We start from the raw sequence: 23,314 nt of genomic DNA, 5'->3' as shown, positions 1-23,314 counted from the left end.
AATGTCAGCCAAAGAAGTTAAGTTTTCCGCCGATGCGCGTGACCGCCTGCTTAAGGGCGTGGACACGCTGGCCAACGCGGTCAAGGTGACGCTGGGTCCGAAGGGCCGCAACGTCGTCCTCGACAAATCGTTCGGTGCACCGCGTATCACCAAGGACGGTGTGACGGTTGCGAAAGAAATCGAGCTTTCCGACAAATTCGAAAACATGGGCGCGCAGATGATCAAGGAAGTCGCATCGCGCACCAATGACGAAGCCGGTGACGGCACCACGACGGCGACGGTTCTCGCCCAGTCGATCGTCCGTGAAGGCGTGAAGGCGGTTGCTGCCGGGATGAACCCGATGGACCTGAAGCGCGGCATCGATCTCGCCGTGGCCTCGGTGGTTGCCGATGTGAAGAAGCGTGCCAAAAAGGTTTCGACCAACCAGGAAATCGCCCAGGTCGGCACGATCTCGGCGAACGGTGACCGCGAAGTCGGCGACATGATCGCATCTGCGATGGAACGCGTCGGCAACGAAGGCGTGATCACGGTCGAAGAAGCCAAGTCGCTGCACTCAGAACTCGACGTCGTCGAAGGCATGCAGTTCGACCGCGGCTACACCAGCCCGTACTTCGTCACCAACGCCGACAAGATGACCTGCGATCTCGACGATCCGTACATCCTGATCCACGAGAAGAAGCTGTCCAGCCTGCAGCCGTTGCTGCCGGTTCTGGAAGCCGTGGTGCAGTCGGGCCGTCCGCTGATGATCATCGCCGAGGACATCGAAGGCGAAGCGCTGGCGACCCTGGTCGTCAACAAGCTGCGCGGTGGCCTCAAGGTTGCTGCCGTCAAAGCACCTGGCTTCGGTGACCGCCGCAAAGCGATGCTCGAAGACATCGCCGTTCTGACGAACGGTCAGGTGATCTCCGAAGACATCGGCATCAAGCTTGAAAACGTGACCATCGAGATGATGGGCCGCGCCAAGAAGGTGACGATCACCAAGGAAGAAACGACGATCGTCGAAGGCACCGGCAAGAAGAAAGACATAGAAGGCCGCTGCTCGCAGATCCGCGCACAGATCGAAGAAACCACCTCCGATTACGACCGTGAGAAGCTGCAGGAACGTCTGGCGAAACTCGCCGGCGGTGTTGCCGTGATCCGTGTCGGTGGCGGTTCCGAGATGGAAGTGAAAGAAAAGAAAGACCGCGTCGACGACGCGCTGCATGCGACCCGCGCAGCGGTTGAAGAAGGCATTGTTGCCGGTGGCGGCACGGCGCTTCTGTACGCGACCAAGGCGCTGGCCAAACTGGAAGGCGAAAACGCCGACCAGACGGTCGGTGTGAACATCGTCCGCCGTGCGCTGCAGGCGCCGTTGCGTCAGATCGCCGAGAACGCGGGTGCCGATGGCGCCGTCGTGGCCGGCAAGCTGCTCGACCAGAAGGACGTTGCCTTCGGTTACAACGCGCAGACGGACAAGTACGAAAACCTGATCAAGTCGGGCGTTATCGATCCGGCCAAGGTTGTCCGCACGGCGCTGCAGGACGCGGCTTCCGTCGCAGCCCTGCTGATCACGACCGAAGCCATGGTCGCCGACAAGCCCGAACCCAAGGGCGCCGCCGGTGGCGGTGCCCCCGACATGGGTGGCATGGGTGGCATGGGCGGTATGGGCGGCATGGGCTTCTAAGTCCTGCTATCCGACGCCTTACAAGGCCAAGCGATCAAGGGGCGCTCTTCGGAGCGCCCCTTTTTCTTGGGCTTGTTATGGCTCCGGGGTTGTCCCGGAGATGGGGCTGACGTATACGGGAGGCATCGAGCCAATCCAATAAAATCTACAGGAATGCAATGCCAGATTTTACGACCTATGTCGGTTATTTCATCGGCGGTAGCGGCCAGGTGCCGGTTATTTTCGGTACCATTGCGGTTCTGGCGGGACTTGCGGCGATGGGACGGGTTATCTACCGCGGTAATGGCCTGGCGGAAGCCGATCTGTTTGGTGGTTGGGCGTTGGCGGTCCTGGTATTTACGGTCGGCAACGTATTCTTCCGTATCCCTTTCAACTATATGTTCTGGCTCTTGGCCGCCTTCGGCGGCGGGGCGATGGTATGGTTCGTGATCCGTGAGCACCGTATCGGGCCGGGCGGTTTTTGGCGCGTCTTGCTACTGGGTGCGCCGCTGTTACTGATTGCATCTGCGCGGATGGCTTCTGAATGGGACGAATTCTCGCACTGGCTGCCGACCACTCGATATATTTATGATGCGCACCAGTTCCCGTTTGGCCGTGAAGTTTCAGGCGGTTATTTCCCAGGTTACCCCTATGCCTGGCTTTTTCTGGTGTATATGGCCGACATGCTGGCCGGCCAACTGATCGAAGCAGCGGGCTCGACCTTGAATATTCTGCTCTTGCTGGTTTTCGGTGTCGGCGCTGTCCGCATGTGGTGCGACGCTACGGAAAACCCGATGCCGGACGCAGGCAAGCTGACCTGGACCGGCGCATTATTTGCCGTTCTGGCGGCTACCCTGCTCAATCCGACATTCGTACAAAAAGTCATCATGACCACATATGCCGATGCCAGTACCTCGGTCGCCGTCGGTGTTGGCACAGTGTTGGCCTATTTCATACTCGACGCATTGTCGCGCCAGGATGACGAAAAGGCACGAAGCCTCGCCTGGCAGTTCGGCATGGCGATGGCGGTGCTGATCAATATCAAGCAGTCCAATCTCGTGCTCGTCGTGATGCTGTTGGGCGGCGCATGCCTTGTCGTGTTGCGCGACCGCAGCCTGGCGATTGGCCCATTCGTCAAATTGCTGCCGCGCATGGTATTGCCGGCCGTTCTGATTTACGGGGTCTGGCGGTATCACGTTTCCGTAAACCTGCCGCATGACGCCGAGGCCCTGTTTCAACCTTTTGATGCCTGGAACACGCATATTCTGTGGCCGATCCTGAAACAGATGTTTGTGGTAGCCGGCAAAAAAAGTGCCTATTTCGGTCTGATGGGCGTCGCCGTGGTGTTTGCGTGCATAGCGTTCTATCGCGTACGTGGCAGTTTTGACCGGTTGGCGATGCTGATCGGTTTTTCTTTCCTGGGCTATAACGCATTTCTGTATCTGATTTTCGTCGCCCAGTTCGGCGCGAATGACGCTTTAAGGGTCGCATCCTACTGGCGCTACAATCACCATCTTGGACTGATGGCCGTCATCTTCGGGGCGTACGGGGCCGGAACCCTGTGGCGTAAGTACATGTCGGGCAGGCAACTGCATGGAGCCGTGCTCAAGGTATTGTTCTGCATTGTTTTCCTGGCGCCCTTCATTTTTGCCGAAAAACTGCGTTTCGATCTGGAGCACCCGAAGCCGTTTTACCGTTCCGTCGGGCGCGAACTTCCAGATTTGATGCAGGTCGGTGGACGGCTTTTGATCCTCGACCCCAACGGAACAGGCGAATCAGGTGTTCTGACGCTTTATGCGCTGGCAGAGCGGCGGAATGAATTTTTGGGATACTTCGCGGCGTACCACGATTTTTCGGTACCGGCCATTACCCAGGTGGTCGAGAAGATGAAGCCGACGTATGTACTGGTGCATTCCATAAAGCCGGTCGTTAATGAAGTGCTTGGGACGAAACTGCCGGAGAAAGGGTTTTCATACCTGCTCAGGAAAACCGGCGATGCGCCGGGTAAATGGGAAATCGTCAAGAAGTGGCCGCGATCGGATGGCCACTGGGCAGGCCGCTAGGACTTAGTTCCCTGCGCTCATCTTGAAGCGTCTGAGGATATTGGCGAGCGCCATTTCCGAACGGGTTTCGTGCTTGCCGGTGAAGACGTGCCAGATGATCTTGAACGGCCGGATCGGTCGCGCCACCCACGACGTCAGATAAAAAATCGCAACGCCGATCCAGCGCAGCCTTTTCAATTGCGCATCGCTGAAGTTCTCGCTGTACGAAACGGTGCGCGTCGTGTCGGCATAGGACCGCAGGCTGTCGTAATAGGCGTCGTCGAGTTTCAGCCGCCCCGATGCGTTGATCTGCTGGAATAACTCCGATCCCGGGTAAGGTGAAAACGCCCATACCGCGATGTCATCGGCGCCTGCGATGGCCATTTTGGCGATGAAGGCATATGTCTCGCGCACTTCCTTCATGGTCTCGCCTGGGAAGCCCAGCATGATATTGGTCTTCAGGCTCATACCCTGATGGTAGCTGGAACTGATGGATTCCAGAACCGACTCGGTCTTGATCTTTTTCTTGATGCGTTCGAGCACCGTCGGCGAGCCGCTTTCCGGCGAATACGACAGGTTGCGGCAACCGGATTTATAGAGCCACGCCGCGACCTCGTCGTCGATGGCTTCCGAGCGCGTGCCGCTCGGCAACTGCCAGGTGAACTTCATGCCGCGCTCTTCGATCTTTTTGCAGAAATCGACGATCCAGGCCTTTTTGACGATGGCCGTCAGGTCGTAGAAATCGAAATTCTGCGCGCCGTACTTTTCCTGATACATCTGCATTTCGTCGAGCAACAGGTCCGGATCGCGCGCCACCCAGCGCGTCGTCCACATCGCCGGGTTGGAACAGAACGTGCACTGATACGGACAGCCTCGGCTGGCCAGTACCGGCATTGAGCGGCCGCGGTCGATGCCGAAGCCGTAGCCCCGGTCCATATAATTGCCGATCGGCATCAGGTCCCATGCCGGCAGCGGGATTTCGTCCAGCTCGCGTTTGCGCGCCCGGCGTTCGTTGACGATGGCGTTGCCGTCGCCGTCGATATACGCCGCCCCGGCGATTTCGGATGGATTGAGCGTCCCGGCCTCGAACGCCTTGCAGACGATCAGCGCGGTTTCCTCGCCCTCGCCGAGAATACCGATGTCGAGGGCACTTTCGAGCAGGCTTTGCTCGGGGACCGCGGTGACGTGCTCGCCGCCGCCGATCAGCAAGGCATCTGGGAACCGTGCGCGGACCAGCTTGGTCAGATCGCGGCACGCCGGCCATTCGAACGAGAAACCGAAGGCGACGCCGATGATCTTCGCGTCGTCGTCGATCTGCGCGACGGTTTCCTCCGGCGTCAGGCCGTACATGTAGCAGTCGTTTTCGACCGGATGGCGGCGATCCAGCGCTTCACCGACGCCGTCGATGACCTGCACATCGAACCCGCCGTCGCGGAGTGTCCCGGCGATGTAAGCCAGTCCCAGCGGCGGGGTGAACATAGCGACCTGATTGCCGGCGGGGACAACGATGGAGGGGCGGATCAGACAGATTTTCATTGCGACCTGAGTATAGACGTTTGGAGTGATCCCTAGTACCTGAAAAAACCGGCGATGGCCATAACTGGTTGTTTAAACCCCTAATGTCTCAAGGGTTTATGGTCCGGACACCCGGTGCGGTCCACGCGGCATAAAACCCGCCGGTCCTTGCATATCGCTCATATGATTGGCGGCGGATACGCGGGAGGGTAGTATGCGGGACATGATCGACTGGGAAAGATTGCGCGGGGTTTTGAAGGCGCTTCGCCGACGCTGGAAGGTGTTCGCCGGGCTGTTGCTCGTCTACATGGTGCTGTTCACCGAGGTAAACCTGAACCCGGACGTCGAAACCTACATGACGCCCGTGGTGACGGACGAGCAGGCCATGGCCGCATCCGGTGCCGGTGATTGGGAAACGGTCATCCGCTTCACTGCGCAACGAGCGATGAAGGGCGAGGTGGAGGCGCAGGCGCTTCTCGCCGATTTCTATGACCGGGGGATGCCGCCGCTGCACGTCGATCATTGCCGCGCCTTCGACTGGTATGAGAAGGCAGGGCAGAATGGTGATTTAAAGTCTCAAAAAGAAGTGGCCGAAGACCTAATATATGGATTCGGTGGATTCCGCAGCGTTAATGCTGGATATTTATGGGCAAGACATGCGCTCGAACAGGGCTATGCGCCCGCTCAGTCGACAATCGATATCTATTTTAAGGGCAGACTGTCCGAGAGTGACATGGCGCGTCTTGATGCAAAGTATCCGGATTGGACGCCGGCGGACCAGGAAGCAGGAAAATATATCGAAATGCCCAATATTCCGTTCCTAACGGGCATCGTGAATATTTTCGTCCCGGTCCGCTTTTGCAGCGACCCAACGCTATTTCAACATCTTGTCGAATCGTTTCGCTAACGCTGATCGTTCCAGTCTCGCCGTCTGTTCAGTTCCGCCTCATACAGCCTAAGTGCCTTCTCGATATCGGAAGGCACGAGCCCTGCCGCCTTGAGGACGTCGGCACCCGTTGACGTCAAATCCGGGTAACGTCCTTTTATGGCATTTTTCAGTGTGGCGCCTGCTGCGCCTGAGAGCTTTGCTGCCGAAGTTGCTCCCTTTGTTTGCTGCAATCTTGCCGTTGCCTCTTCAAGCTCCTTGTCTGACATGGACCACAACTCAAGGCCCGGGTTGGCAAGTGCAACAGCCCGTTTGCCATTCAGCGCATTGAACAGTTGCGGATCGCGTTCGCGCAGATCGCCAAGGCGCTTTTCCAGCGCTTTCGTGCCGTCACCGTCCAGTTGCCGAAAGCGCTCCAGAAGGCGCAGCGTTTCGATGTCGTCGGGCTTAATGCGCTCGGCCAACTTTGGGTCGAGGTCCAGATGATGGACGTAGAAATTGGCCTTGCCCTTGGCCGTCGGCGGGGGCACATCGCCTGCCTTGTAAGGCGGCACGTCGCGGGTCACCGAGGCGTTGGTATCAGTGACTTGTCGCTTCAAGTATTCGAGCGTGTTGGGTTTGTCCTCGTCCTCAGAGCCGGGGAACATCCGCTTGTTGCGATCATAAGGAGACAGGCCTTCGTCCCAGTCGGTGTTGTCATCGTCTGCCGCGCCCCCGGTCAGGGTCGCGTCGCCGCGCCCTCCGGCAATTTTTGTGCCGTCATCCATGCCCAGGCTCGCGACGGTTTGCTTGAGCCGCGCTGCCTTGGCGGCGGAGATGCGCGCCGTGGTCTGCTCAAGCAGCGCCTTGCCCTGTTCGGGATCGGCCTTCGCCGTGCGGTGAATCAGATCGGCGACCTCGTGGACACCTTGATCGCCATAGTTCTCGGCGGCGTCGGCGGTATACGTCGGCAGATCGCCGACACCCCTGATCCGGCCCAAGGCTGAGACCTGACGGTCATTCGAGGCGGCAGCCTCGGCGGAAAGGTCGGCGTGCCGCGCCGCACGCGCGATCCCGGCATCGTCGGACAGCCCCGGATGGCCTTGCGGCTCCATCAACTGACGGACCCGGGTGGCAACGGTTTTGGCCAGCTGCTCGCGGCGGTGGGTGGAAAAAACCCGCCGGTCCTTGCATATCGCTCATAACATTGGCGGCGGATACGCGGGAGGGTAGAATGATGGCTATGCGACGGATCGGATCGAGAGTTTTGGGCGTTCTATTGGCGGCGGTGCTGATCGCCGGGACTTTTGGTGTGGCACTCGCCGATGGTCCGACGGGTACGCCGTTGGAGACCGCGCCGCCTGCAAAAGAGCAGACGACGAAGCGCTTCAAGGCGACGTATGACGACACCCAGCCTGGGGCCGATGATCTGCGCGTCAAGGAAGGCTTCGCGGCTTATCAAGCGGGTGACTTCAAGAAGGCCTATGACATCTGGCTGCCCCTCGCCGAAGCCGGCAACGCCGAAGCGCAGTTCCGGATCGGGCGGCTGTACCGCCGTGGAGAAGGGGTGCCCGAAGATTCAAGTATAGCTGCGTTGTATTGGGCCAAAGCCTCTTTGCAATATCATCTGTCTGGAATGCAGAACCTTGGCGTTTTGTATGACTTAGGCGAGGGCGTTGAGAGAAATCAATACAAAGCCTTTGAGCTTTATAAATATGCAGCATCACATTGTAATGTTTTTGCACAATTTTCCTTGGGGGCCCTTTACGCTCAAACCTACACGCCCGAACAAAGTTTTCCACTCGCCTACCAGTGGCTGTTTATAGCTGAACGTTATGGCTATCAATATGCCACTTCAGCAATCAATGCTTTAGATAAATATACAATAGAGAGTGAGAAGATTCTTGGACAGAAGGGAATGCAGGAGTGGCTTGCAAACCACTCCTGCGATTAGCCATTACTTATAACGTTAATCATTAGGTCGCTGTAATACTCTCTCCGTTGCCAGATCAACCCCAAGCCCCATCAGTTCACCGAGTTTTTCAGCGCTTAGATTGCCGCTCAGCGATCCGGCCAGATTGGCCAGACCGCGTTGCAATGCCCGGTCTGCTACATCTCTGAAAATTTCAGGTTTGTCCTGTGCCAGACGCTCCATCTCTTCGGTATTCGTGACATCGACACCGGCCTTGCTTATGGCGTCGCGTGATTCCTCACGAAAGCCTTGCATGTACGCAACAGAAGCTGACGGCAGTGCGGCGGCAGCCCCGAGCGCGGTGCGGGCGGCAAGTCCCTCCGGTGCGACAAGAGTTGCACCAACCCCCACAGCAGCTGCCCCTGCTGTTGACGCTGCATCCTTTAATCTGCGTGTTTTGGTTTCCGTCAGTTCGTCACGCATCGCACCACGGCGATCAATTTCCGGGTGTGGATTAGCTGGTATACGTTGATATTCGATAGATGCATTACGTATAAGCTCTGCCTAATTGCGGACCGTTTTTGCAAACTGTGCCGCCGAGGCATGTGCTCGTGCAACCAGTGCCTGAGCATTTACATCACCTTTTTCAGCGGCGGGACCGAAGGTCTTGAGTTCCCCAAGTGCCGTATCGAGCTTGCTTGCCGCCTCTACAAAATCATTGATACCTGATTCAATGCTTTCACGATACGGTTCACGCGCTTTTGCCCGGCTGTCACGGTCTTCCTGAGTGGTCTCCTTGTAGTATTTCTCAAGGTCCCGGTGAGCCTTCAATCGGTGCGGATCTTTCAACAATTGTTCCATGTCATGGAGCAGGTCCTTTCGATTCTTCGGCCCGCTTGCGCGTGACTGTTCGATTAGATCGTCCGCATTTGGAACAGGGGAACGCGCCGCGCCAATCAATGCATGTGCGTTCGCACGCAAGTCTTCATCGTACCCGAATGCGTTTTCGATGCCGTCGCGTAATGCTCGCTCCTGATCGGCGGCCATTCTTTTATTACTGTCCAGCGCTTCACGTAATTCATCGATAACAGCTTGATGACTGTCTCTAAGGGGCGTGTCACCTTGGATGGGTGATAGCCCCCTATTATCGGGGTTGGGTTGTGATACCCGATCATCACCCGCGCCCCCGGTCAGGGTCGCGTCGCCGCGCCCTCCGGCAATTTTTGTGCCGTCATCCATGCCCAGGCTCGCGACGGTTTGCTTGAGCCGCGCTGCCTTGGCGGCGGAGATGCGCGCCGTGGTCTGCTCGAGCAGTGCCTTGCCCTGTTCGGGATCGGCCTTCGCCGTGCGGTGGATCAGGCCTATCCTGATTGCAATTCAGGATAAGCAAATTTTTCGGAGAAGGATTAATTGCCGCAGGAAGATTCTTCAATCGCGCGGGGAACGATTTTCTCAGCTAGAATCTTGTTTGGTTCAGTTACGCGATCTGACATTTTGGATAAGAATGCCTGCGCTTCCGTGTTCGATGTGTCGAGGCGGCTGGCATATGAAGCGTGAAGATAGCTTAGGTGGATAAAACCGAGTTCGTTTTTGGTGAGTTCGACGCGCGCAAGTTTGAGCCAGTCCGCAGGGTTGCATGAATTCGTCACATCTTTCCGTAATGCCCAATACTCAGGATCATAATCTGCACTATCCAGCCAGACCCCTGGTAATTCATCGGGGCTTGCTTGCTGAATTTTAGGGTCGTTGACGAGTGAATACTCAAATCGCGCAACTCGTTGAGCAGCCTGCAACCCTCTCTCGATAATGTCGGGGGCCTCGTCGCATTTGTCCCAAAACTCGAACTTGGCAATGCGCTCTGCGGACCCTGCGCCAATACTAAAACCGAATGCCCCCGTTTCGGGTTCGTTTGCGAGAATGTACTGTTTGAAAATGTGGGATATCCTAATCTTGTCCTGGGTCTTGGCATCGCGCTTATCTCTAATGCGTGCTTCGAATACACAGTCCGCGTAGTTGTACTTTGGATAAAAGCGAAAGGCGAAGTGGACATTCGCGGCCAGTTTTAGGTCGTTTGGATCAACCTCGTTAGGCGGCGCAATAAAGATAGTGGCGCTGACTGTAGCAATGGTGGCGAGTGAAATGATTGCCCGCCACCGATGCTTGCCAAAGAATTCCCGTACCCGATCAATCATTTAGATATTTTATTCATGCGAGTCCCTTTTGGCGAGTACACATTGAGATGTATACCCGTCGAATTTCCGTTGTAAGAGTGTTGGGGAGGGACTCGAATGATGACCCGATAACCGTGCTTACTTGGAATGGGCGGATGGTAAGTTTCGGACTTGCCACTATATCCATAGATTGATGAAGCAGTCCCTTCCTTAGGCTTAAAATCGTTTGACCTCCATTCAGGTACGACGTTTCCGTTTTTGTCGAGGGTGTACCAATCGACTTCATATTTTAATCCATCAAGTCCGAGAGTAACTGAACTCGGATCAATTTTTATCGGCCCATCGACATTGAACTCGTTCCGCCCGTCGTAGACCTGTTCGGATGGTTTCTCGTTCCATTCGATTTCCTCTTCCTTGTTATTTTCCTTTTCCTCAGGAGGCCTCTTTGATTCTGATCCGTTCGGCTGGCTTTGAGCCTGAAGCTCATTACTCGAACCACTTTCCGCCCCTGGCTCGTCATCAAGGCCCAGGCTCGCGACGGTGGCCTTGAGGCGGTCGGCCTTGGCGGCGGAGATGCGCGCCGTGGTCTGCTCGAGCAGCGCCTTGCCTTGATCGGGATCGGCCTTCGCCGTGCGGTGGATCAGATCGGCGACCTCGTGGACACCTTGCTCGCCATAGTTCTCGGCGGCGTCGGCGGTATACGTCGGCAGGTCGCCGACACCCCTGATCCGGCCCAAGGCTGAGACCTGACGCTCGTTCGAGGCGGCGGCCTCGGTGGAAAGGTCGGCGTGCCGCGCCGCACGCGCGATCCCGGCATCGTCGGACAGCCCCGGATGGCCTTGCGGCTCCATCAACTGACGGACTCTGGTGGCAACGGTTTTGGCCAGCTGCTCGCGGCGGCGGGTGGCGTCCTTCTGCGCGTCCGCCATTTCCTCGGCATGCCAGCGGGCGGCACGTTCACCGGCTTTCCGTTCGGCACGGCGCTGCTTCTCGCGGGCCTCGTCGTGGCGCCGTTCGACCTGCGCTTCGGTGCGGGCGATCTTGGCGGCGTCGGCGTTCTTGCGCTGCACATAGGCGGCGCTTGCGGCGCTGTTGCCGCCGCCCTCGGCCTCGTTCGGCGCATAGACCGGCGTTTGCCCGGACGTTGCCGTGCGTCCGGCCAATCCCGGTGTTGCTCGGGGTGTTGGCGCGGGTCGTTCCGGCAAGGGCGGCGGGGGCGGCAGTTGCGGCGTGGCGGCGGATGCGCCATCCCGCTGTGTGCCGCGGCCGCCGAAGGGATCGAGAGCGTTGAGTGGTGCCGTGGGCGGATTCAGCCACGGCGAGGCGGACGGATCGGGCCAGGAGATCGCTTCGCGGTGTCCGCCGGAGAGGGTGCCGTCCTCCAGCGGGACCGCACCTTGTATTTGATCCGCGTGCGTATATGCCGGGACCACAGGGGCGGCGGGTGCCGGCAGCGGTGCTGCCGGTGCGCCCTGTATCTGGTCGGCATGTGACGTGGCGGCGGTGGTACTTGCCCCGTTGCCGGTGGCGGTGCTTGCCCCTTTGGCGGGAGGTGTGGTTGCGGTGAAACTGCCCATGTGAAATCTCCTTTGTGTTCGGACATGAAAAAAGCGCGTCCGGAAAATCCGGGCGCGCTCGCGTCGTTGTGGTCGTTGGAAAACAAAAAAGTCCCGGGGAAAAGACACACTTGTCCCCGGGACTTGAAGCGACTTTAAAAAATATTAGACGTTAAGTCAAGAAAATTTCCCGTTAAAAGGGTGCCGGTTTTATTGGCTTCTGTGTGTTTTGCGCAAAGGGAGGACGCATCGGCGATCACGTCCTTTCAGGCGCGCATGGTGGGCAATCAGTCCGGATCGATCGCCTTGATCAGCGCTGCATGGTCGAGATCGCCGCCGCCGTTGGCGATCAGCTTGTCGTACAGATCGCGGCTGAGCGCGGTGGCGGGCAACGCGATGCCCAGTTCACTGGCAAGCTCCAGCGCCTGGTCCATGTCCTTGCGCTGCACGGTGGCCCGCGCGCCGGGGGTGAAGGTGTCGTCGACCATGCGCTGGCCGTGTACGTCGAGAACGCGGGAGTCGGCGAACCCGCCGGAAAGGGCTTCGCGGACCCTGGCCGGGTCGACCCCGGCGTGCTTCGCCAGCGTCAGCGCCTCGGCGACGGCACCGATGTTGAGGCCGACGATAACCTGATTGGCGGCCTTGGCGACCTGTCCCGCACCGACATCGCCGACGTGGGTGATTTTCTGTCCCAGCACCTCAAGCACGGGACGGGCGCGGGTGAACGCTTCATCGCTGCCGCCGGCCATGATCGTCAGCGTGCCGCCCTCGGCGCCGATGGTGCCGCCGGACACCGGGGCGTCGACGTACTGCCCGCCCTTGTCTTCAACGGCCTTTGCGAAGGTGCGGGTGGCGGGGACCTTGGTCGTGCTCATATCGATCACCAGCGTGCCCGGTGTCAGCCCGGCGACGATGCCGTCCGTCGCATCGAGCATCACCTTCTCGACGGCGGGGGTGTCGGTCAGCATGCAGATCACGATAGCGCAGGTTTCGGCGAGCGCGGCGGGCGTGCCGCCCCGGTGCATGCCCTCGGCCACCAGTTCGTCGACGGACGCCTGAGAGCGGTTATGCACCGACATTTCCGCCCCCGCGCGGGCAAGATTGCGGGCCATCGGCTTGCCCATAAGCCCGAGACCGATGAAGCCGATCCTTTGTCCTTGAAGCGTGCTCATGGCTGTTTGTCTCCTCAGCGGTGAATGTGCGGCTTGTGAAGCCCGGCCCGGGAGCTTAGATATCGGGGGAGTCCGCTTCAAGGGGCGGGGTGCCGTTCGTATTCCAGGGAGCTTCATGGAACCGATCTTCAACGTCGTTTTGCCGGTGTTCGCGATTATCCTGACGGGATACGCCTGCGGGCGCTTCGGCGTGCTCGGACCGGCCAGTTCGGAAGCGCTCAACAAGTTCGTTTATTTCGTGGCCTTGCCGGTGTTGCTGTTCTTTTCCATGGCCCGCGTCGTTCCGGCGCAGATTTTCAACTGGCCGTTTCTGGGCGCCTTTGCCGCGGGCAGCATCATCACCACGGTGATGGGGATTCTCTTCGCGCGGTTCGTCTTCAGAACGCGGCTTGCCGAACAGTCGATGTTCGGCATGGTGTCGATCTTCGGCAACACCGGCTACATGGGCATTCCGTTGTGCATCGTCGCCTTCGGCGAGGCAGGTGCGCTGCCCGCCATCGTCGCCACCGTGTTCCAGACGATCGTCATGATCCCGTTCTATGCGGTGCTGATCGAAGCCGACCTGCGCGGCGAAAAGGGTGCCAAGGCGGCATGGGAAGTGACCAAGTCCCTGGGCCGCAATCCGCTGATGATCTCGTCGCTGGCGGGGATCGGCTGGTCGTTCACCGGCATTCCGCTGCCGGCTTCCGTTGAGACGTTCTGCTCCATCCTGGCCCCGGCGGCCGGGCCGTCGGCGCTGTTTTCGATCGGCCTGTTCATGGTCGGCAAGCCGCTGTTCTATGGCTTTCCCGAGATCAGCGCGCTCAGCGTGTTCAAGCTGCTGATCCATCCGGCGATTACCTGGGTGTTCTTTATGTATGTCTTCGATATGGAGCCGCTGTGGCGGGCCGTCGGGATTTTGATGGCGGCGCTGCCGGCGGGCGCGCTGTGCTTCGTCGTGGCGCAGAACTACAACGTCTATGTGCAGCGGACCTCGGCGGCGATCCTGTTTTCGACGCTGCTGGCGGTGATCACCCTGTCGGTGCTGTTCGTCTCGCCGGTGATGCAGGTTTCGCAATAATGAGGATGCCATGATCGTCAAAACCGGAAATCTTCTGATCGCCTGTTCCGTGGCGGCGTTTGCCGTCGCCACCGCCTGGTGGATCGCGTTCTTTCACGAAGTGCTCGGCGACAAATTCCAGATGGCGCGCGAATGCTTTTACTGGACCGCCGATCTGTGTGCGCTGAAGACGCCGGCGGGCCTGTTCGTCGATGTGCCGGTGTATAACCCGGCGCTGCTGTGGGTCGCGGCGGCGCTGTTCGCGGGCGGGCTGTTCGTGCGCCTGTTCGGGCTGTCGCGCGGCTAATCCTTCTCGTTCAGGAACGTCCGCGTGATGTCGATGGCGTCCTTCATACCGACGCGCTCGACGGTGACGTTCGGCGGGAACGCGGTTTCGAGGCGTGACGGCAACTGCCGGTCCAGCATCACGAAAACCCCCCTGTCCGATGCCCGGCGCAGCAGACGGCCAACCGCCTGTGAAAGCTTGAGCCGGGTCAGCATCTCGTCATAGATCTTGCCGCCGAAGGCCTTGCGGCGCGCCTTGTGCAGCAGGTCCGGGCGCGGCCACGGCACGCGGTCAAATATCAGCAGTCTCAGCGAGCGCCCCGGTACGTCGACGCCGTCGCGGACCGCGTCGGTGCCGAGCAGGCAGGCATGCTCCTCGGCCCGGAAGATATCCACCAGCGTCCCCGTATCCAGCGGGTCGACGTGTTGCGCCAGAAGCTGGATGCCGTGATCCTCCAGCGGTTCGCGGATGCGCTGCTCGACCGCGCGCAGCCGCGAGATCGCCGTGAACAGGCCGAGCCCGCCTCCCTCCGATGCCTTGAACAGCTCGCGATACGCCGCCGCCGTTTGTTCCATGTCGTTCTTCCGGACGTCGCCGACGACGAGTACCTTCAAATGCTTTTCGTGATCGAATGGCGAGGCCTCGCTGGCAAGGATCGGCCGGACGCCGAGATGCCGGGTACCGGTCCTGATTTCGGCGGCCTGCCAATCGTTGTCCGGATCGCCGGTCTTGTCGGTCAGTGTCGCCGACGTGATGACGATGCCGTGTGCCGGTTTGTAAACGGCTTCCGCCAGCGGCTTGGTCGGGTCGACCCAGTGACGATGAAAGCCGATGTCCAGATCGCGCCCGGCGATGCGTTGGATACCGAACCAGTCGACGAACGCTTCCGGGGTTTCGTGGGCGACGGCCTCAAGCATCGCCCGCCATGCCGTCAACTGCCCGACGGCGCGGCGTTCCAGCGACGCGGTGACGCTTTCTATCTTCGTGCGGGTCTGGGTTTCCAAAGAGTCGGCCTCGTCGGCGAGAGTCCTGTGCAGTGCCGTCATCAGTTCGACCAGCGGGCGCTGGATATCGCCCAGATCGTCCCTGAGCGCCAGCGCGGCTTCGCCCAGCCCGTCGACCGCCGGGTGCGGTGCGGCTTCCAGATCATACGGCCCGTCGGCGTCGCCGGCGCGGGCATAGACCTGGTGGCGCACCAGCGCCAGAAACTTTTCCGTCGGGCCATCGGGGCGGGCGTCGGTGATGCGCTGGTGCCAGCCGGGACCGGCCAGGGCACGCGCACCGTGCAGCGCCTCGTCCAGAGCTCTTTCCGCGGCGTCGTTGCCGGAAATCAGTTCTTCGACCCGGGCCTTGAGGCCGCGCGAGCGGGACCGGCTGCCGCCTTCGGCACCGATCAGCCAGCGCCTGAGTTCGGCGGTTTCCATGCCCGACAAGTGCGCCGAAAAAGCACTGTCGGCGGCATTGAACAGATGGTGCGCCTCGTCGAAGACATAGCGTAGCGGGCGGCTTTCGCTGTCCGTCGCCATCGCCGCGTTGATCAGCACCAGCGCATGGTTGGCGACCACCAGATCGGCATGCCGCGCGCGCCGCTGGGTATGCTCGATAAAGCATTTTCCATAGTGCGGGCAGGCGGAATAGATGCACTCGCCCCGGGTGTCGGTCAGGTCCGTCGTCACTTCACGCCCGTAAAGGTGCGTCAGCCATGACGGGAAATCGCCGCCGACCATGTCGCCGTCGCGGGTCGTGCGAATCCAGCGGGCGATCAGGCCGAGCGCTATGCTGTCGGGGCCCTGTGCCAGCGCGGCGCGGCCCAGTGTCTCTTCGTAGTTGAGCAGACACATATAGTTCTCGCGCCCCTTGCGGACGACGATTCGCTCACGTTTTAGTTGTTGATCCGGATATAGCCGGTCCAGTTCGGTATCAAGCTGGCGCTGCAGATTACGGGTATAGGTGGCGATCCAGACCGGCGCTTCGTTGTGTTCTGCCCACAGGCTCGCCGGCGCGACGTAGCCGAGCGTCTTGCCAATACCGGTGCCGGCTTCGGCGATAACGACATGGGGCTCATCTTCGTTGTTGCGGGGCTGAAAGGCGGCGGTCACGGTCTCGGCGTAGCGCTGCTGTTGCGGTCTGCGTTCCGAGGTGCGGCCCAATAACATGCCGAGCCGGGTCCGGGTTTCCGCCGCCGCAACGCCGAGATTTCCGGGCGGCAGTTCGCGTGGCCGGTCTTCCCAGTCGGGCAGCCGCCGCCACACCTGCATCGCCCCCCTGAGCGCCGAGGAATGCGGCGAATCGGAACCGCCGAATCGGGCCAGCACCGCCGCCCCCCATGGCCAGCCGGCGCGGGTCATGTTCCAGGCGATGTCGCGGGCTTCGGGGGACGCTTCATGCAGGTCGTCGAGCAGCATATCGGCCGCCGTGAACAGCATCGCCGCGGTCTGCTCGGGCCCGTCGGGGAGTGCCAGATCAAGCGCCTGGGCGACGCCGCCCGGTGTCGGCAAGCAAAAGACGGCCGGCCGCACGAAGGCAAAAAGTTCAAGAATATCATAGGCTTGAAAGGCCCCGGCCCGGACGGCAGAGGCCGTCAGGCGGCGATGGCAGACAAGCGGCATGACACCCGCGCGCAGCCGGTCATGGGTTGCGCGATGGCTCAAGGTTTCGATTTCGCCGTCACGGCTCAGCCATAGCGCGTGCCTGGAACCGGCCACAAGCGCGGGGGCATCCTCGAATCCGGCGTGGGTTGTCAGGGGCTCGTCATTCATGGCGCGGAGTATAAGGGGGCGACAGGGACCTGTCCCACCCGGCGTCGTATTCTTTTGGTGTTCTTTCGAGGTTACGGGCATAATCTGCCAAATTATCGAGGAGTGTGTGTCATGGCGGATAAAAAACCGAAAATCGTCAACAACCCGAGCGCACCGGAAATTTATGCGGACCGGCCCGCGAGTGTCTCGCTCCGCGGCAATGTTGCCAGGATATCGTTGGCGAGCGAGCGCTCCGGCGGCGATCCGAAAAACCCGGAGGCCGTGGTTTCAGGGCACCTGGCAATGCCGGTGCGGGGGTTTGTGCAGCTTTATGCACAGATGCGCAGTGTGATTGCCCAGATGGAAGCCAACGGGATGATCAAGGCGACGGGCCAAGGTGACCGCCAGAGCAAGAGCAAGGGCGCAGCCAAAGCCGCTCCGGCACGTAAAAAAACGCCGGCCAAGGCTAAATCTGGGACCTCAGGGAAGCGTGCCGCCCGCAAGAAGTCGTGATCGAATTCTGCATTTAAGTTTCTTGAAACTCGCCCAGCTAAAGCGTATCGATAGGTTTGTCGATGTTGTCCGTTACGGAGAGAAAAGACGGTGCTCAGAAGAAACAAAAGCGGTATCGAGGTCGGCGACAAATTCGTGAAGACCGATGACCCCAAAACCGTCTGGATCGTAGCCGGACGGGGCAGTTCCGTTGCCCCGATGCCGCACTTCCAGGTCGTGCAGGAAGGCTATTACAGCCGTATGCGGACATTGGCGGAAAGCGTTCTGCTCGATCCCGACTATTACCGCCGGATTTCCGAGAACTGATTTCAGCCTTCGCGGCGGCAACCTGAAGCTGTTACACTCCGGTAATGGCCGTTAATCCTGACAAACCGAATGCCGGTGCACGCAGCGATGCTGATCGCCGTGGCGATGACCGCCGTGACCAGCCCGACCGCCGGCGTGAGATTAAGTCGGCGGCCGATGTGTTGGGCTGGGACGGACAGGAGCGCCGCCAGGAGGACAGGCGCGCAGCCCAGGAGCGCCGCCATGAAGAACGGCGTATTCAGGATGCCGCCTGGGAGGTCGATGCCATCGACAATTTCTGGCCGATGGATGAGCAGGCCCTTGCCGATCATGAACGGCGTCAGGATGAAAGACGCGAACGCGAACGCCGCACCGCCGAGCGGCGCCGGATGCAGGCCGACCCTGCCGACGTGCCGGGATGGGACGGCGCGGAGCGCCGCGAAGAAGACCGGCGCGATCTTGAACGCAGGGAACTGGAGCGTCGCATACGGGCCGCAAAAATCGCCGACAGCGGTGAAACCCCCGGTGTTTAATTCGGTTTTTCGGGCCGCACGGATTCCCTGGCACTATCGTAGGCGATCTGCCCCAGGTTCATGAAGAACGTTTCCAGGCTTGAGCGTTTGCCGTCGCTGCTTTCGCAGGCCGTGAGCAGCAAGACGGGTACGATCAGGGCGATAAGGATACGCATGGTGACAATATATATGGCTTCAGCAGATTGTTGAACAATGCAGCGCCGGTCAAACAATTGTCATCTCCACGCAGGCTGGGATGACGCGGCGGTTGTGGGATAACTGACCGGTGAGGCGGCAGATGAGCAGGGCGCTTATACCTTCGGCGTATAGCCCAGGTTTGGCGCCAGCCAGCGTTCGGCTTCCTCAAGCGACATGCCCTTCCGGTTCGCATAATCGGCGACCTGATCGGGGCCGATGCGGCCGATGCCGAAGTATGCACTTGCCGGATTCGAGAAATAGTATCCCGAGACCGCCGCCGCCGGCATCATGGCGAAACTTTCCGTCAGTTCGATCCCGGCGTTTTCCTGCGCCTTCAGCAATTCGAAGAGGGCGGCTTTTTCCGTGTGGTCCGGGCAGGCCGGATAACCGGGGGCGGGCCGGATGCCGTCATAGCTTTCCTTGATCAGGGCGTCGTTATCCAGTTGCTCGTCGGCGGCATAGCCCCAGAATTCCTTGCGCACGCGTTCGTGCATATGCTCGGCAAAGGCTTCGGCGAACCTGTCGGCCAACGCCTTGACCATGATCGCCGAATAATCGTCACCGGCGTCCTCGAATGACTTGGCCCAGGCGTCGGCTCCAATTCCGGCGGTCACGGCAAAGGCCCCGACCCAGTCCTTGATGCCGGTTTCCTTGGGTGCGACGAAATCGGCGAGGCACATGTTCGCGCGCTTGCCTGATTTCGGCATTTGCTGGCGCAGGCAGTGTATGGTGGCAATCGGCGCATTTTCACCGTCGAGGCCATAAACCTCGATATCGTCGCCAACCGCATTGGCCGGCCAGAAACCGATCACGGCGTAGGCTTCGAGCCGTTTTTCCCTGACGATTGTGTTTATCATCTCGTCCGCATCGGCCTTCAGGGCGCGTGCCGCCTCGCCGATGATGTCATCGTCCATGATGCGCGGATAGGTGCCAGACAGATCCCAAGTCCGGAAAAAAGGCGTCCAGTCGATTCGTTCGACAAGTTCGCCAATATCATAAGCGTCGAACGTCTTCACGCCGGTGAAAGTCGGTGCCGGGGGTGTCGTGGTTTCCCAGTCGATGCGGAACGGGTTGGCGCGGGCGTCTTCGATGTCGATGATGTTGCGCGCGCTGTCCTGACCGCCGTGCTTGGCGCGGATCGCTTCATATTCCTGTGCCACTTCCTCGACCAGTGCGTCTTTGCGGGTATCGCTCAGCAAACGGCTGGCAATGCCCACCGCGCGTGAAGCATCGAGAACATGGATGACGGGGTTTTCGTAATTCGGCGTGACCTTGACCGCCGTGTGCGCCTTGGATGTGGTCGCGCCGCCGATCAAGAGCGGAATTTTTAGGCCTGCCCGCTGCATCTCGCGGGCCACCGTGCACATTTCCTCGAGGCTCGGCGTGATCAGGCCGGACAGTCCGATCATATCGGCCTTTTCTTGATGCGCTGTTTCGATGATTTTCGTGTACGGCACCATGACGCCAAGGTCGATGACTTCATAGCCGTTACACTGCAGTACCACGCCGACGATATTCTTGCCGATGTCGTGCACGTCGCCTTTGACAGTGGCCATGACGATCTTGCCTTTGGTCTCGCCGGCCTTCTTGTCGGCTTCCAGATAAGGTTCGAGATGTGCGACCGCCTGCTTCATGACGCGGGCAGATTTGACGACCTGCGGCAGAAACATACGCCCGGACCCGAACAGATCACCGACAACGTTCATGCCGTCCATCAACGGCCCCTCGATGACGTCGAGGGGTTTCGCCGATTCCAGCCGTGCCTCCTCGGTATCCGCGACGATGTATTCGGTGATGCCGTGCACGAGGGCGTGTTCGAGGCGTCTGGTAACGTTTTCCTCGCGCCAAGACAGATCCTCGGCGCGTGCCTTGGCGCCGGATTTCGCCTGATCGGCAACTTCGAGAAGCCTTTCGGCGGCGTCCTCGCGGCGGTTCAGAACCACATCCTCGACGCGGTTGCGGAGGTCTTCGGGAATGTCTTCGTAAAGGGCCAACTGCCCGGCGTTGACAATCGCCATATCCAGCCCGGCACGCGTCGCATGATAGAGGAACACCGAATGCATGGCTTCGCGGACGCCATTGTTGCCGCGGAATGAAAACGACATGTTCGACAAACCGCCGGACGTTTTTACGTGCGGCAGCTCTTTCTTGATCGTTTCGACGGCGTGAATGTAATCCTTAGAAAAATTGTCGTGCTCCTTGATGCCGGTCGCGATCGGGAAAATATTCGGATCGAAGACAATATCTTCCGGCGCAAAACCGGCCTTTTCGGTCAGCACCGCGTAGCTGCGTTTGCAGATTTCGATCATGCGGTCATAACTGTCCGCTTGTCCGTCTTCGTCGAAGGCCATGACCACGACGGCGGCGCCGAAGCGTTTGGCTTCGAGCGCGCGTTCGATCATCTCCGCTTCGCCTTCTTTGAGGCTGATCGAGTTGACGATCGACCGTCCCTGCAGGCATTTCAGCCCGGCAACGACGATTTCCCACTTCGAACTGTCGACCATTACCGGTACGCGGGCGATATCGGGTTCGGAACCGATCAGCTTGACGAAGGTGCTCATCGCTTCTTCGCCGTCGAGCATGGCATCGTCCATGTTGATGTCGATGATCTGCGCGCCGTTCATAACCTGCTGACGGGCGATGTCGACGGCTTCCGCAAACTTACCGTCGCGAATAAGGTCGGCGAATTTTATCGAACCTGCGACATTGGTGCGCTCGCCGATGTTGACGAATCCGGTAACGTCGTCGAGACGCAACTGCTCCAGCCCCGACAGGCACATGGTGTGATCGTGCTGCGGCAGTGTGCGGGGCTCATAATGTTGAATGGCGGTCCGGATCGCCTCGATATGATCCGGGGTGGTGCCGCAACAGCCGCCGACGATGTTGACCAGGCCTGAGCGGGCGAACTCGCCCAGATGCTCGGCCATGTGTTCGGGCGTATCGTCGTATCCGCCGAAGGCATTCGGCAGGCCGGCATTCGGATAGACGCTGACGAACGTATCGGCAATGTCGGAGACGGCCTTGATGTGCGGGCGCATTTCCTCGACGCCGAGCGCGCAGTTAAATCCGATGGCGAGCGGATCGACGTGGCGGACCGACTGCCAGAACGCTTCCGGGGTCTGGCCGGAAAGCGTGCGGCCCGATGCATCGGTGATGGTGCCGGATATCATGACCGGCCAGCGGCGGCCATGTTCTTCGAAATGCTTGAGGATGGCATAGATCGCGGCTTTGGCGTTGAGCGTGTCGAAGACCGTTTCCACCAAAAGGATGTCGACGCCACCATCGGTCAAACCGCGGATCGCCTCGGCATAAATGCCGACCAGCTGGTCGAAGTCGACGTTGCGGTAACCGGGGTCGTTGACGTCCGGCGAGATTGACGCCGTTCGGTTGGTCGGGCCCAGGGCGCCGGCGACGAAACGGGGGCGTTCGGGCGTTTCCGAGGTTACCTGATCTGCGGCTTCGCGGGCCAGGCAGGCGCCGAAATAGTTCAGCTCATACGACAGCGTCTCCATGCCGTAATCGGCCTGCGAGATGCGGTTGGCGTTAAACGTGTTGGTGGCGAGTATGTCCGCGCCGGCACGCAGAAAACCCAGGTGAATATCGCGGATGACGTCGGGACGCGTCAAGGTCAGCAGGTCGTTGTTGCCCTGCAGATCGCTTGGCCAGTCGATGAAACGCGGTCCGCGGAAATCGTTTTCGTGTAAGGTATGGGACTGAATCATCGTGCCCATGGCGCCGTCTAGCACCAGAATGCGGTTCTCAAGAAGCCGTCTGATTTCCTTGCTGCGATCATCGGCCGGGACGGCGGGCATGTTCGTCGGAGATGTCGGCGTGGCGTCCATACGATGCGCCACAGGCGCTGCCAGACGGACGTTGTGGTGTGGGTGGGAACAGGTCATATCGCTTCTTTCAGTTTATTATTATTTTGCGGTCAGGCGGCGAGTGGCTTGCGGACACCCATGATGTGACAGATCGCATAGCAGAGATCGGCTCGGTTCATGGTGTAGAAATGAAACTCGTTGATGCCGTTGGCGTGCAGGACGCGGCACTGCTCGGCACAGACGCCGGCGGCGACGAGCTTGCGGGTTTCGGGGTCCTCGTCCAGACCGTCGAAAAGGCCGTGCATCCAGTCCGGCACATAGGTGCCGCACATGCCCGCGAACTTCGCGGTTTGCTGGAAATTCGTGACCGGGATGATGCCCGGTACGATCGGGATGGCGATGCCGGCCGAGCGGGCGCGGTCGAGAAAACGAAGGAACACATCGGGGTCAAAGAAGAACTGCGTAATGGCGCGGGTCGCACCGGCATCGATCTTGCGCTTCAGATTGTCGAGGTCGGCTTCGGGGCTGAGGGCTTCGGGATGCGTTTCCGGATAGGCGGCGACAGAAATCTCGAAATCGGCGACCTTTTTCAGTCCGCTGACCAGATCGGACGCATAGGCATAGCCACCCGGATGCGGCGTGTAGCTGTCGCTGCCGGCGGCGGCGTCGCCGCGCAGAGCGACGATATGACGGACGCCTGCGTCCCAATACGATTTGGCAACCTCGTCGACCTCTTCACGGGTGGCGCCGACGCAAGTCAGGTGCGCGGCCGGTGCCATGGTGGTTTCATCGGCAATGCGCGTCACGGTGGCATGGGTTCGCTCGCGTGTGGTGCCGCCGGCACCGTACGTCACGGATACATAAGAAGGCCCCAAAGGCTCAAGGCGCTTGATGGCCTGCCACAATGTTTCCGCCGCTGCATCGGTTTTCGGCGGGAAGAATTCGAACGAGACGGAAACGTCGTCCGGCATCGGCGCCGCGATCATCATCGCCGGTGACGGCGGACGGCCGCTGCGTGAAACGTTCATGATACCCGGCTTTGCCGCG

At 60.0% G+C, this 23,314-nt stretch carries 20 protein-coding genes; 9 read left to right on the top strand and 11 right to left on the bottom strand.

From position 1 onward, the window contains the following. Position 1 precedes the first annotated feature (1 nt). Together groL and L2D14_18435 are read left to right on the top strand one after the other, a co-directional pair. On the top strand, positions 2 to 1,663 hold the full coding sequence (gene groL, locus L2D14_18440) for a chaperonin GroEL (protein WNJ99824.1): 1,662 nt from the start codon (positions 2 to 4) through the stop codon (positions 1,661 to 1,663). A 158-nt stretch (positions 1,664 to 1,821) separates the two neighbouring features. Next, the gene (locus L2D14_18435) at positions 1,822 to 3,705 is read left to right on the top strand and encodes a hypothetical protein (GenBank protein ID WNJ99823.1); all 1,884 of its coding nucleotides are present in this window, start codon (positions 1,822 to 1,824) and stop codon (positions 3,703 to 3,705) included. A 3-nt stretch (positions 3,706 to 3,708) separates the two neighbouring features. On the opposite strand, the gene L2D14_18430 is transcribed toward L2D14_18435, so the two are convergent. Beyond that, positions 3,709 to 5,220, bottom strand: a complete 1,512-nt coding sequence (locus tag L2D14_18430; GenBank protein ID WNJ99822.1) for a radical SAM protein — start codon at positions 5,218 to 5,220, stop codon at positions 3,709 to 3,711. A 193-nt stretch (positions 5,221 to 5,413) separates the two neighbouring features. Here L2D14_18430 and L2D14_18425 point away from each other — a divergent pair, with 193 nt between their 5' ends. Continuing rightward, complete coding sequence (locus tag L2D14_18425) at positions 5,414 to 6,106, top strand: hypothetical protein (GenBank protein WNJ99821.1); 693 nt, start codon at positions 5,414 to 5,416, stop codon at positions 6,104 to 6,106. On the opposite strand, the gene L2D14_18420 is transcribed toward L2D14_18425, so the two are convergent. Beyond that, entirely contained in the window at positions 6,103 to 7,182 is a 1,080-nt protein-coding gene (locus L2D14_18420) for a hypothetical protein (GenBank protein WNJ99820.1), read from the bottom strand. The genes L2D14_18425 and L2D14_18420 overlap by 4 nt on opposite strands. Positions 7,183 to 7,298: 116 nt before the next feature. Between L2D14_18420 and L2D14_18415 the strand changes: the two genes are divergently transcribed. Further along, positions 7,299 to 8,018, top strand: coding sequence for a tetratricopeptide repeat protein (locus L2D14_18415; GenBank protein WNJ99819.1), 720 nt, complete (start codon positions 7,299 to 7,301; stop codon positions 8,016 to 8,018). 15 nt (positions 8,019 to 8,033) lie between these two features. On the opposite strand, the gene L2D14_18410 is transcribed toward L2D14_18415, so the two are convergent. The 5 genes from L2D14_18410 to L2D14_18390 all read right to left on the bottom strand — a co-directional run bounded on the left by L2D14_18410 (position 8,034) and on the right by L2D14_18390 (position 12,992). After that, the gene (locus L2D14_18410; GenBank protein WNJ99818.1) at positions 8,034 to 8,459 is read right to left on the bottom strand and encodes a hypothetical protein; all 426 of its coding nucleotides are present in this window, start codon (positions 8,457 to 8,459) and stop codon (positions 8,034 to 8,036) included. An 81-nt stretch (positions 8,460 to 8,540) separates the two neighbouring features. Beyond that, a complete protein-coding gene (locus tag L2D14_18405) occupies positions 8,541 to 9,215 on the bottom strand; it encodes a hypothetical protein (protein WNJ99817.1) in 675 nt (224 codons plus the stop codon). A 167-nt stretch (positions 9,216 to 9,382) separates the two neighbouring features. Further along, on the bottom strand, positions 9,383 to 10,168 hold the full coding sequence (locus tag L2D14_18400; GenBank protein WNJ99816.1) for a hypothetical protein: 786 nt from the start codon (positions 10,166 to 10,168) through the stop codon (positions 9,383 to 9,385). After that, a complete protein-coding gene (locus tag L2D14_18395) occupies positions 10,165 to 11,724 on the bottom strand; it encodes a hypothetical protein (protein WNJ99815.1) in 1,560 nt (519 codons plus the stop codon). The genes L2D14_18400 and L2D14_18395 overlap by 4 nt, the downstream gene beginning before the upstream one ends. Before the next feature lie 266 nt (positions 11,725 to 11,990). Then, positions 11,991 to 12,992 carry an NAD(P)-dependent oxidoreductase gene (locus L2D14_18390; protein ID WNJ99814.1) on the bottom strand — a complete coding sequence of 334 codons (1,002 nt, stop codon included), beginning with the start codon at positions 12,990 to 12,992 and terminating at the stop codon, positions 11,991 to 11,993. Here L2D14_18390 and L2D14_18385 point away from each other — a divergent pair. Together L2D14_18385 and L2D14_18380 are read left to right on the top strand one after the other, a co-directional pair. Next, a complete protein-coding gene (locus L2D14_18385; GenBank protein ID WNJ99813.1) occupies positions 12,991 to 13,935 on the top strand; it encodes an AEC family transporter in 945 nt (314 codons plus the stop codon). The two genes, L2D14_18390 and L2D14_18385, sit on opposite strands and share 2 nt — an antisense overlap. 10 nt (positions 13,936 to 13,945) lie before the next feature. Then, positions 13,946 to 14,221: a hypothetical protein gene (locus L2D14_18380; protein WNJ99812.1), complete on the top strand. Its 276-nt coding sequence runs from the start codon at positions 13,946 to 13,948 to the stop codon at positions 14,219 to 14,221. On the opposite strand, the gene L2D14_18375 is transcribed toward L2D14_18380, so the two are convergent. Continuing rightward, complete coding sequence (locus L2D14_18375) at positions 14,218 to 16,959, bottom strand: ATP-dependent DNA helicase (protein WNJ99811.1); 2,742 nt, start codon at positions 16,957 to 16,959, stop codon at positions 14,218 to 14,220. The genes L2D14_18380 and L2D14_18375 overlap by 4 nt on opposite strands. A gap of 111 nt (positions 16,960 to 17,070) precedes the next feature. Between L2D14_18375 and L2D14_18370 the strand changes: the two genes are divergently transcribed. The 3 genes from L2D14_18370 to L2D14_18360 all read left to right on the top strand — a co-directional run bounded on the left by L2D14_18370 (position 17,071) and on the right by L2D14_18360 (position 18,269). Then, positions 17,071 to 17,451, top strand: a complete 381-nt coding sequence (locus tag L2D14_18370) for a hypothetical protein (GenBank protein WNJ99810.1) — start codon at positions 17,071 to 17,073, stop codon at positions 17,449 to 17,451. A 90-nt stretch (positions 17,452 to 17,541) separates the two neighbouring features. After that, positions 17,542 to 17,757: a hypothetical protein gene (locus L2D14_18365; GenBank protein WNJ99809.1), complete on the top strand. Its 216-nt coding sequence runs from the start codon at positions 17,542 to 17,544 to the stop codon at positions 17,755 to 17,757. A gap of 44 nt (positions 17,758 to 17,801) precedes the next feature. Continuing rightward, complete coding sequence (locus tag L2D14_18360; GenBank protein ID WNJ99808.1) at positions 17,802 to 18,269, top strand: hypothetical protein; 468 nt, start codon at positions 17,802 to 17,804, stop codon at positions 18,267 to 18,269. Here L2D14_18360 and L2D14_18355 read toward each other — a convergent pair. From L2D14_18355 to metF, 3 genes are all read right to left on the bottom strand, one after another. Continuing rightward, the gene (locus tag L2D14_18355) at positions 18,266 to 18,424 is read right to left on the bottom strand and encodes a hypothetical protein (GenBank protein ID WNJ99807.1); all 159 of its coding nucleotides are present in this window, start codon (positions 18,422 to 18,424) and stop codon (positions 18,266 to 18,268) included. The genes L2D14_18360 and L2D14_18355 overlap by 4 nt on opposite strands. A 135-nt stretch (positions 18,425 to 18,559) precedes the next feature. Further along, positions 18,560 to 22,345 (bottom strand): methionine synthase, encoded by a 3,786-nt coding sequence (metH, locus tag L2D14_18350; GenBank protein WNJ99806.1) that lies wholly within the window; start codon positions 22,343 to 22,345, stop codon positions 18,560 to 18,562. A 32-nt stretch (positions 22,346 to 22,377) separates the two neighbouring features. Beyond that, positions 22,378 to 23,256 carry a methylenetetrahydrofolate reductase gene (gene metF / locus L2D14_18345; protein WNK01707.1) on the bottom strand — a complete coding sequence of 293 codons (879 nt, stop codon included), beginning with the start codon at positions 23,254 to 23,256 and terminating at the stop codon, positions 22,378 to 22,380. Between the last annotated feature and the right edge of the window lie 58 nt (positions 23,257 to 23,314).

Source organism: Thalassospiraceae bacterium LMO-JJ14 (assembly GCA_021555105.2).
GTDB lineage: Bacteria > Pseudomonadota > Alphaproteobacteria > Rhodospirillales > Casp-alpha2 > UBA4479.
Note: the sequence above shows the minus strand (reverse complement) of the source record. Positions and strands in the feature narration are given on the sequence as shown.

Coding starts and splice junctions, on each gene's coding strand:
- L2D14_18385 (WNJ99813.1), top strand. CDS start 12,991: ATGGAACCGATCTTCAACGTCGTTTTGCCGGTGTTCGCGATTATCCTG.
- L2D14_18355 (WNJ99807.1), bottom strand. CDS start 18,424: ATGCGTATCCTTATCGCCCTGATCGTACCCGTCTTGCTGCTCACGGCC.
- L2D14_18360 (WNJ99808.1), top strand. CDS start 17,802: ATGGCCGTTAATCCTGACAAACCGAATGCCGGTGCACGCAGCGATGCT.
- groL (WNJ99824.1), top strand. CDS start 2: ATGTCAGCCAAAGAAGTTAAGTTTTCCGCCGATGCGCGTGACCGCCTG.
- L2D14_18430 (WNJ99822.1), bottom strand. CDS start 5,220: ATGAAAATCTGTCTGATCCGCCCCTCCATCGTTGTCCCCGCCGGCAAT.
- L2D14_18410 (WNJ99818.1), bottom strand. CDS start 8,459: ATGCGTGACGAACTGACGGAAACCAAAACACGCAGATTAAAGGATGCA.
- L2D14_18370 (WNJ99810.1), top strand. CDS start 17,071: ATGGCGGATAAAAAACCGAAAATCGTCAACAACCCGAGCGCACCGGAA.
- metH (WNJ99806.1), bottom strand. CDS start 22,345: ATGACCTGTTCCCACCCACACCACAACGTCCGTCTGGCAGCGCCTGTG.
- L2D14_18395 (WNJ99815.1), bottom strand. CDS start 11,724: ATGGGCAGTTTCACCGCAACCACACCTCCCGCCAAAGGGGCAAGCACC.
- metF (WNK01707.1), bottom strand. CDS start 23,256: ATGATGATCGCGGCGCCGATGCCGGACGACGTTTCCGTCTCGTTCGAA.
- L2D14_18390 (WNJ99814.1), bottom strand. CDS start 12,992: ATGAAGCTCCCTGGAATACGAACGGCACCCCGCCCCTTGAAGCGGACT.
- L2D14_18400 (WNJ99816.1), bottom strand. CDS start 10,168: ATGATTGATCGGGTACGGGAATTCTTTGGCAAGCATCGGTGGCGGGCA.
- L2D14_18380 (WNJ99812.1), top strand. CDS start 13,946: ATGATCGTCAAAACCGGAAATCTTCTGATCGCCTGTTCCGTGGCGGCG.
- L2D14_18375 (WNJ99811.1), bottom strand. CDS start 16,959: ATGAATGACGAGCCCCTGACAACCCACGCCGGATTCGAGGATGCCCCC.
- L2D14_18435 (WNJ99823.1), top strand. CDS start 1,822: ATGCCAGATTTTACGACCTATGTCGGTTATTTCATCGGCGGTAGCGGC.
- L2D14_18405 (WNJ99817.1), bottom strand. CDS start 9,215: ATGGATGACGGCACAAAAATTGCCGGAGGGCGCGGCGACGCGACCCTG.
- L2D14_18415 (WNJ99819.1), top strand. CDS start 7,299: ATGATGGCTATGCGACGGATCGGATCGAGAGTTTTGGGCGTTCTATTG.
- L2D14_18425 (WNJ99821.1), top strand. CDS start 5,414: ATGCGGGACATGATCGACTGGGAAAGATTGCGCGGGGTTTTGAAGGCG.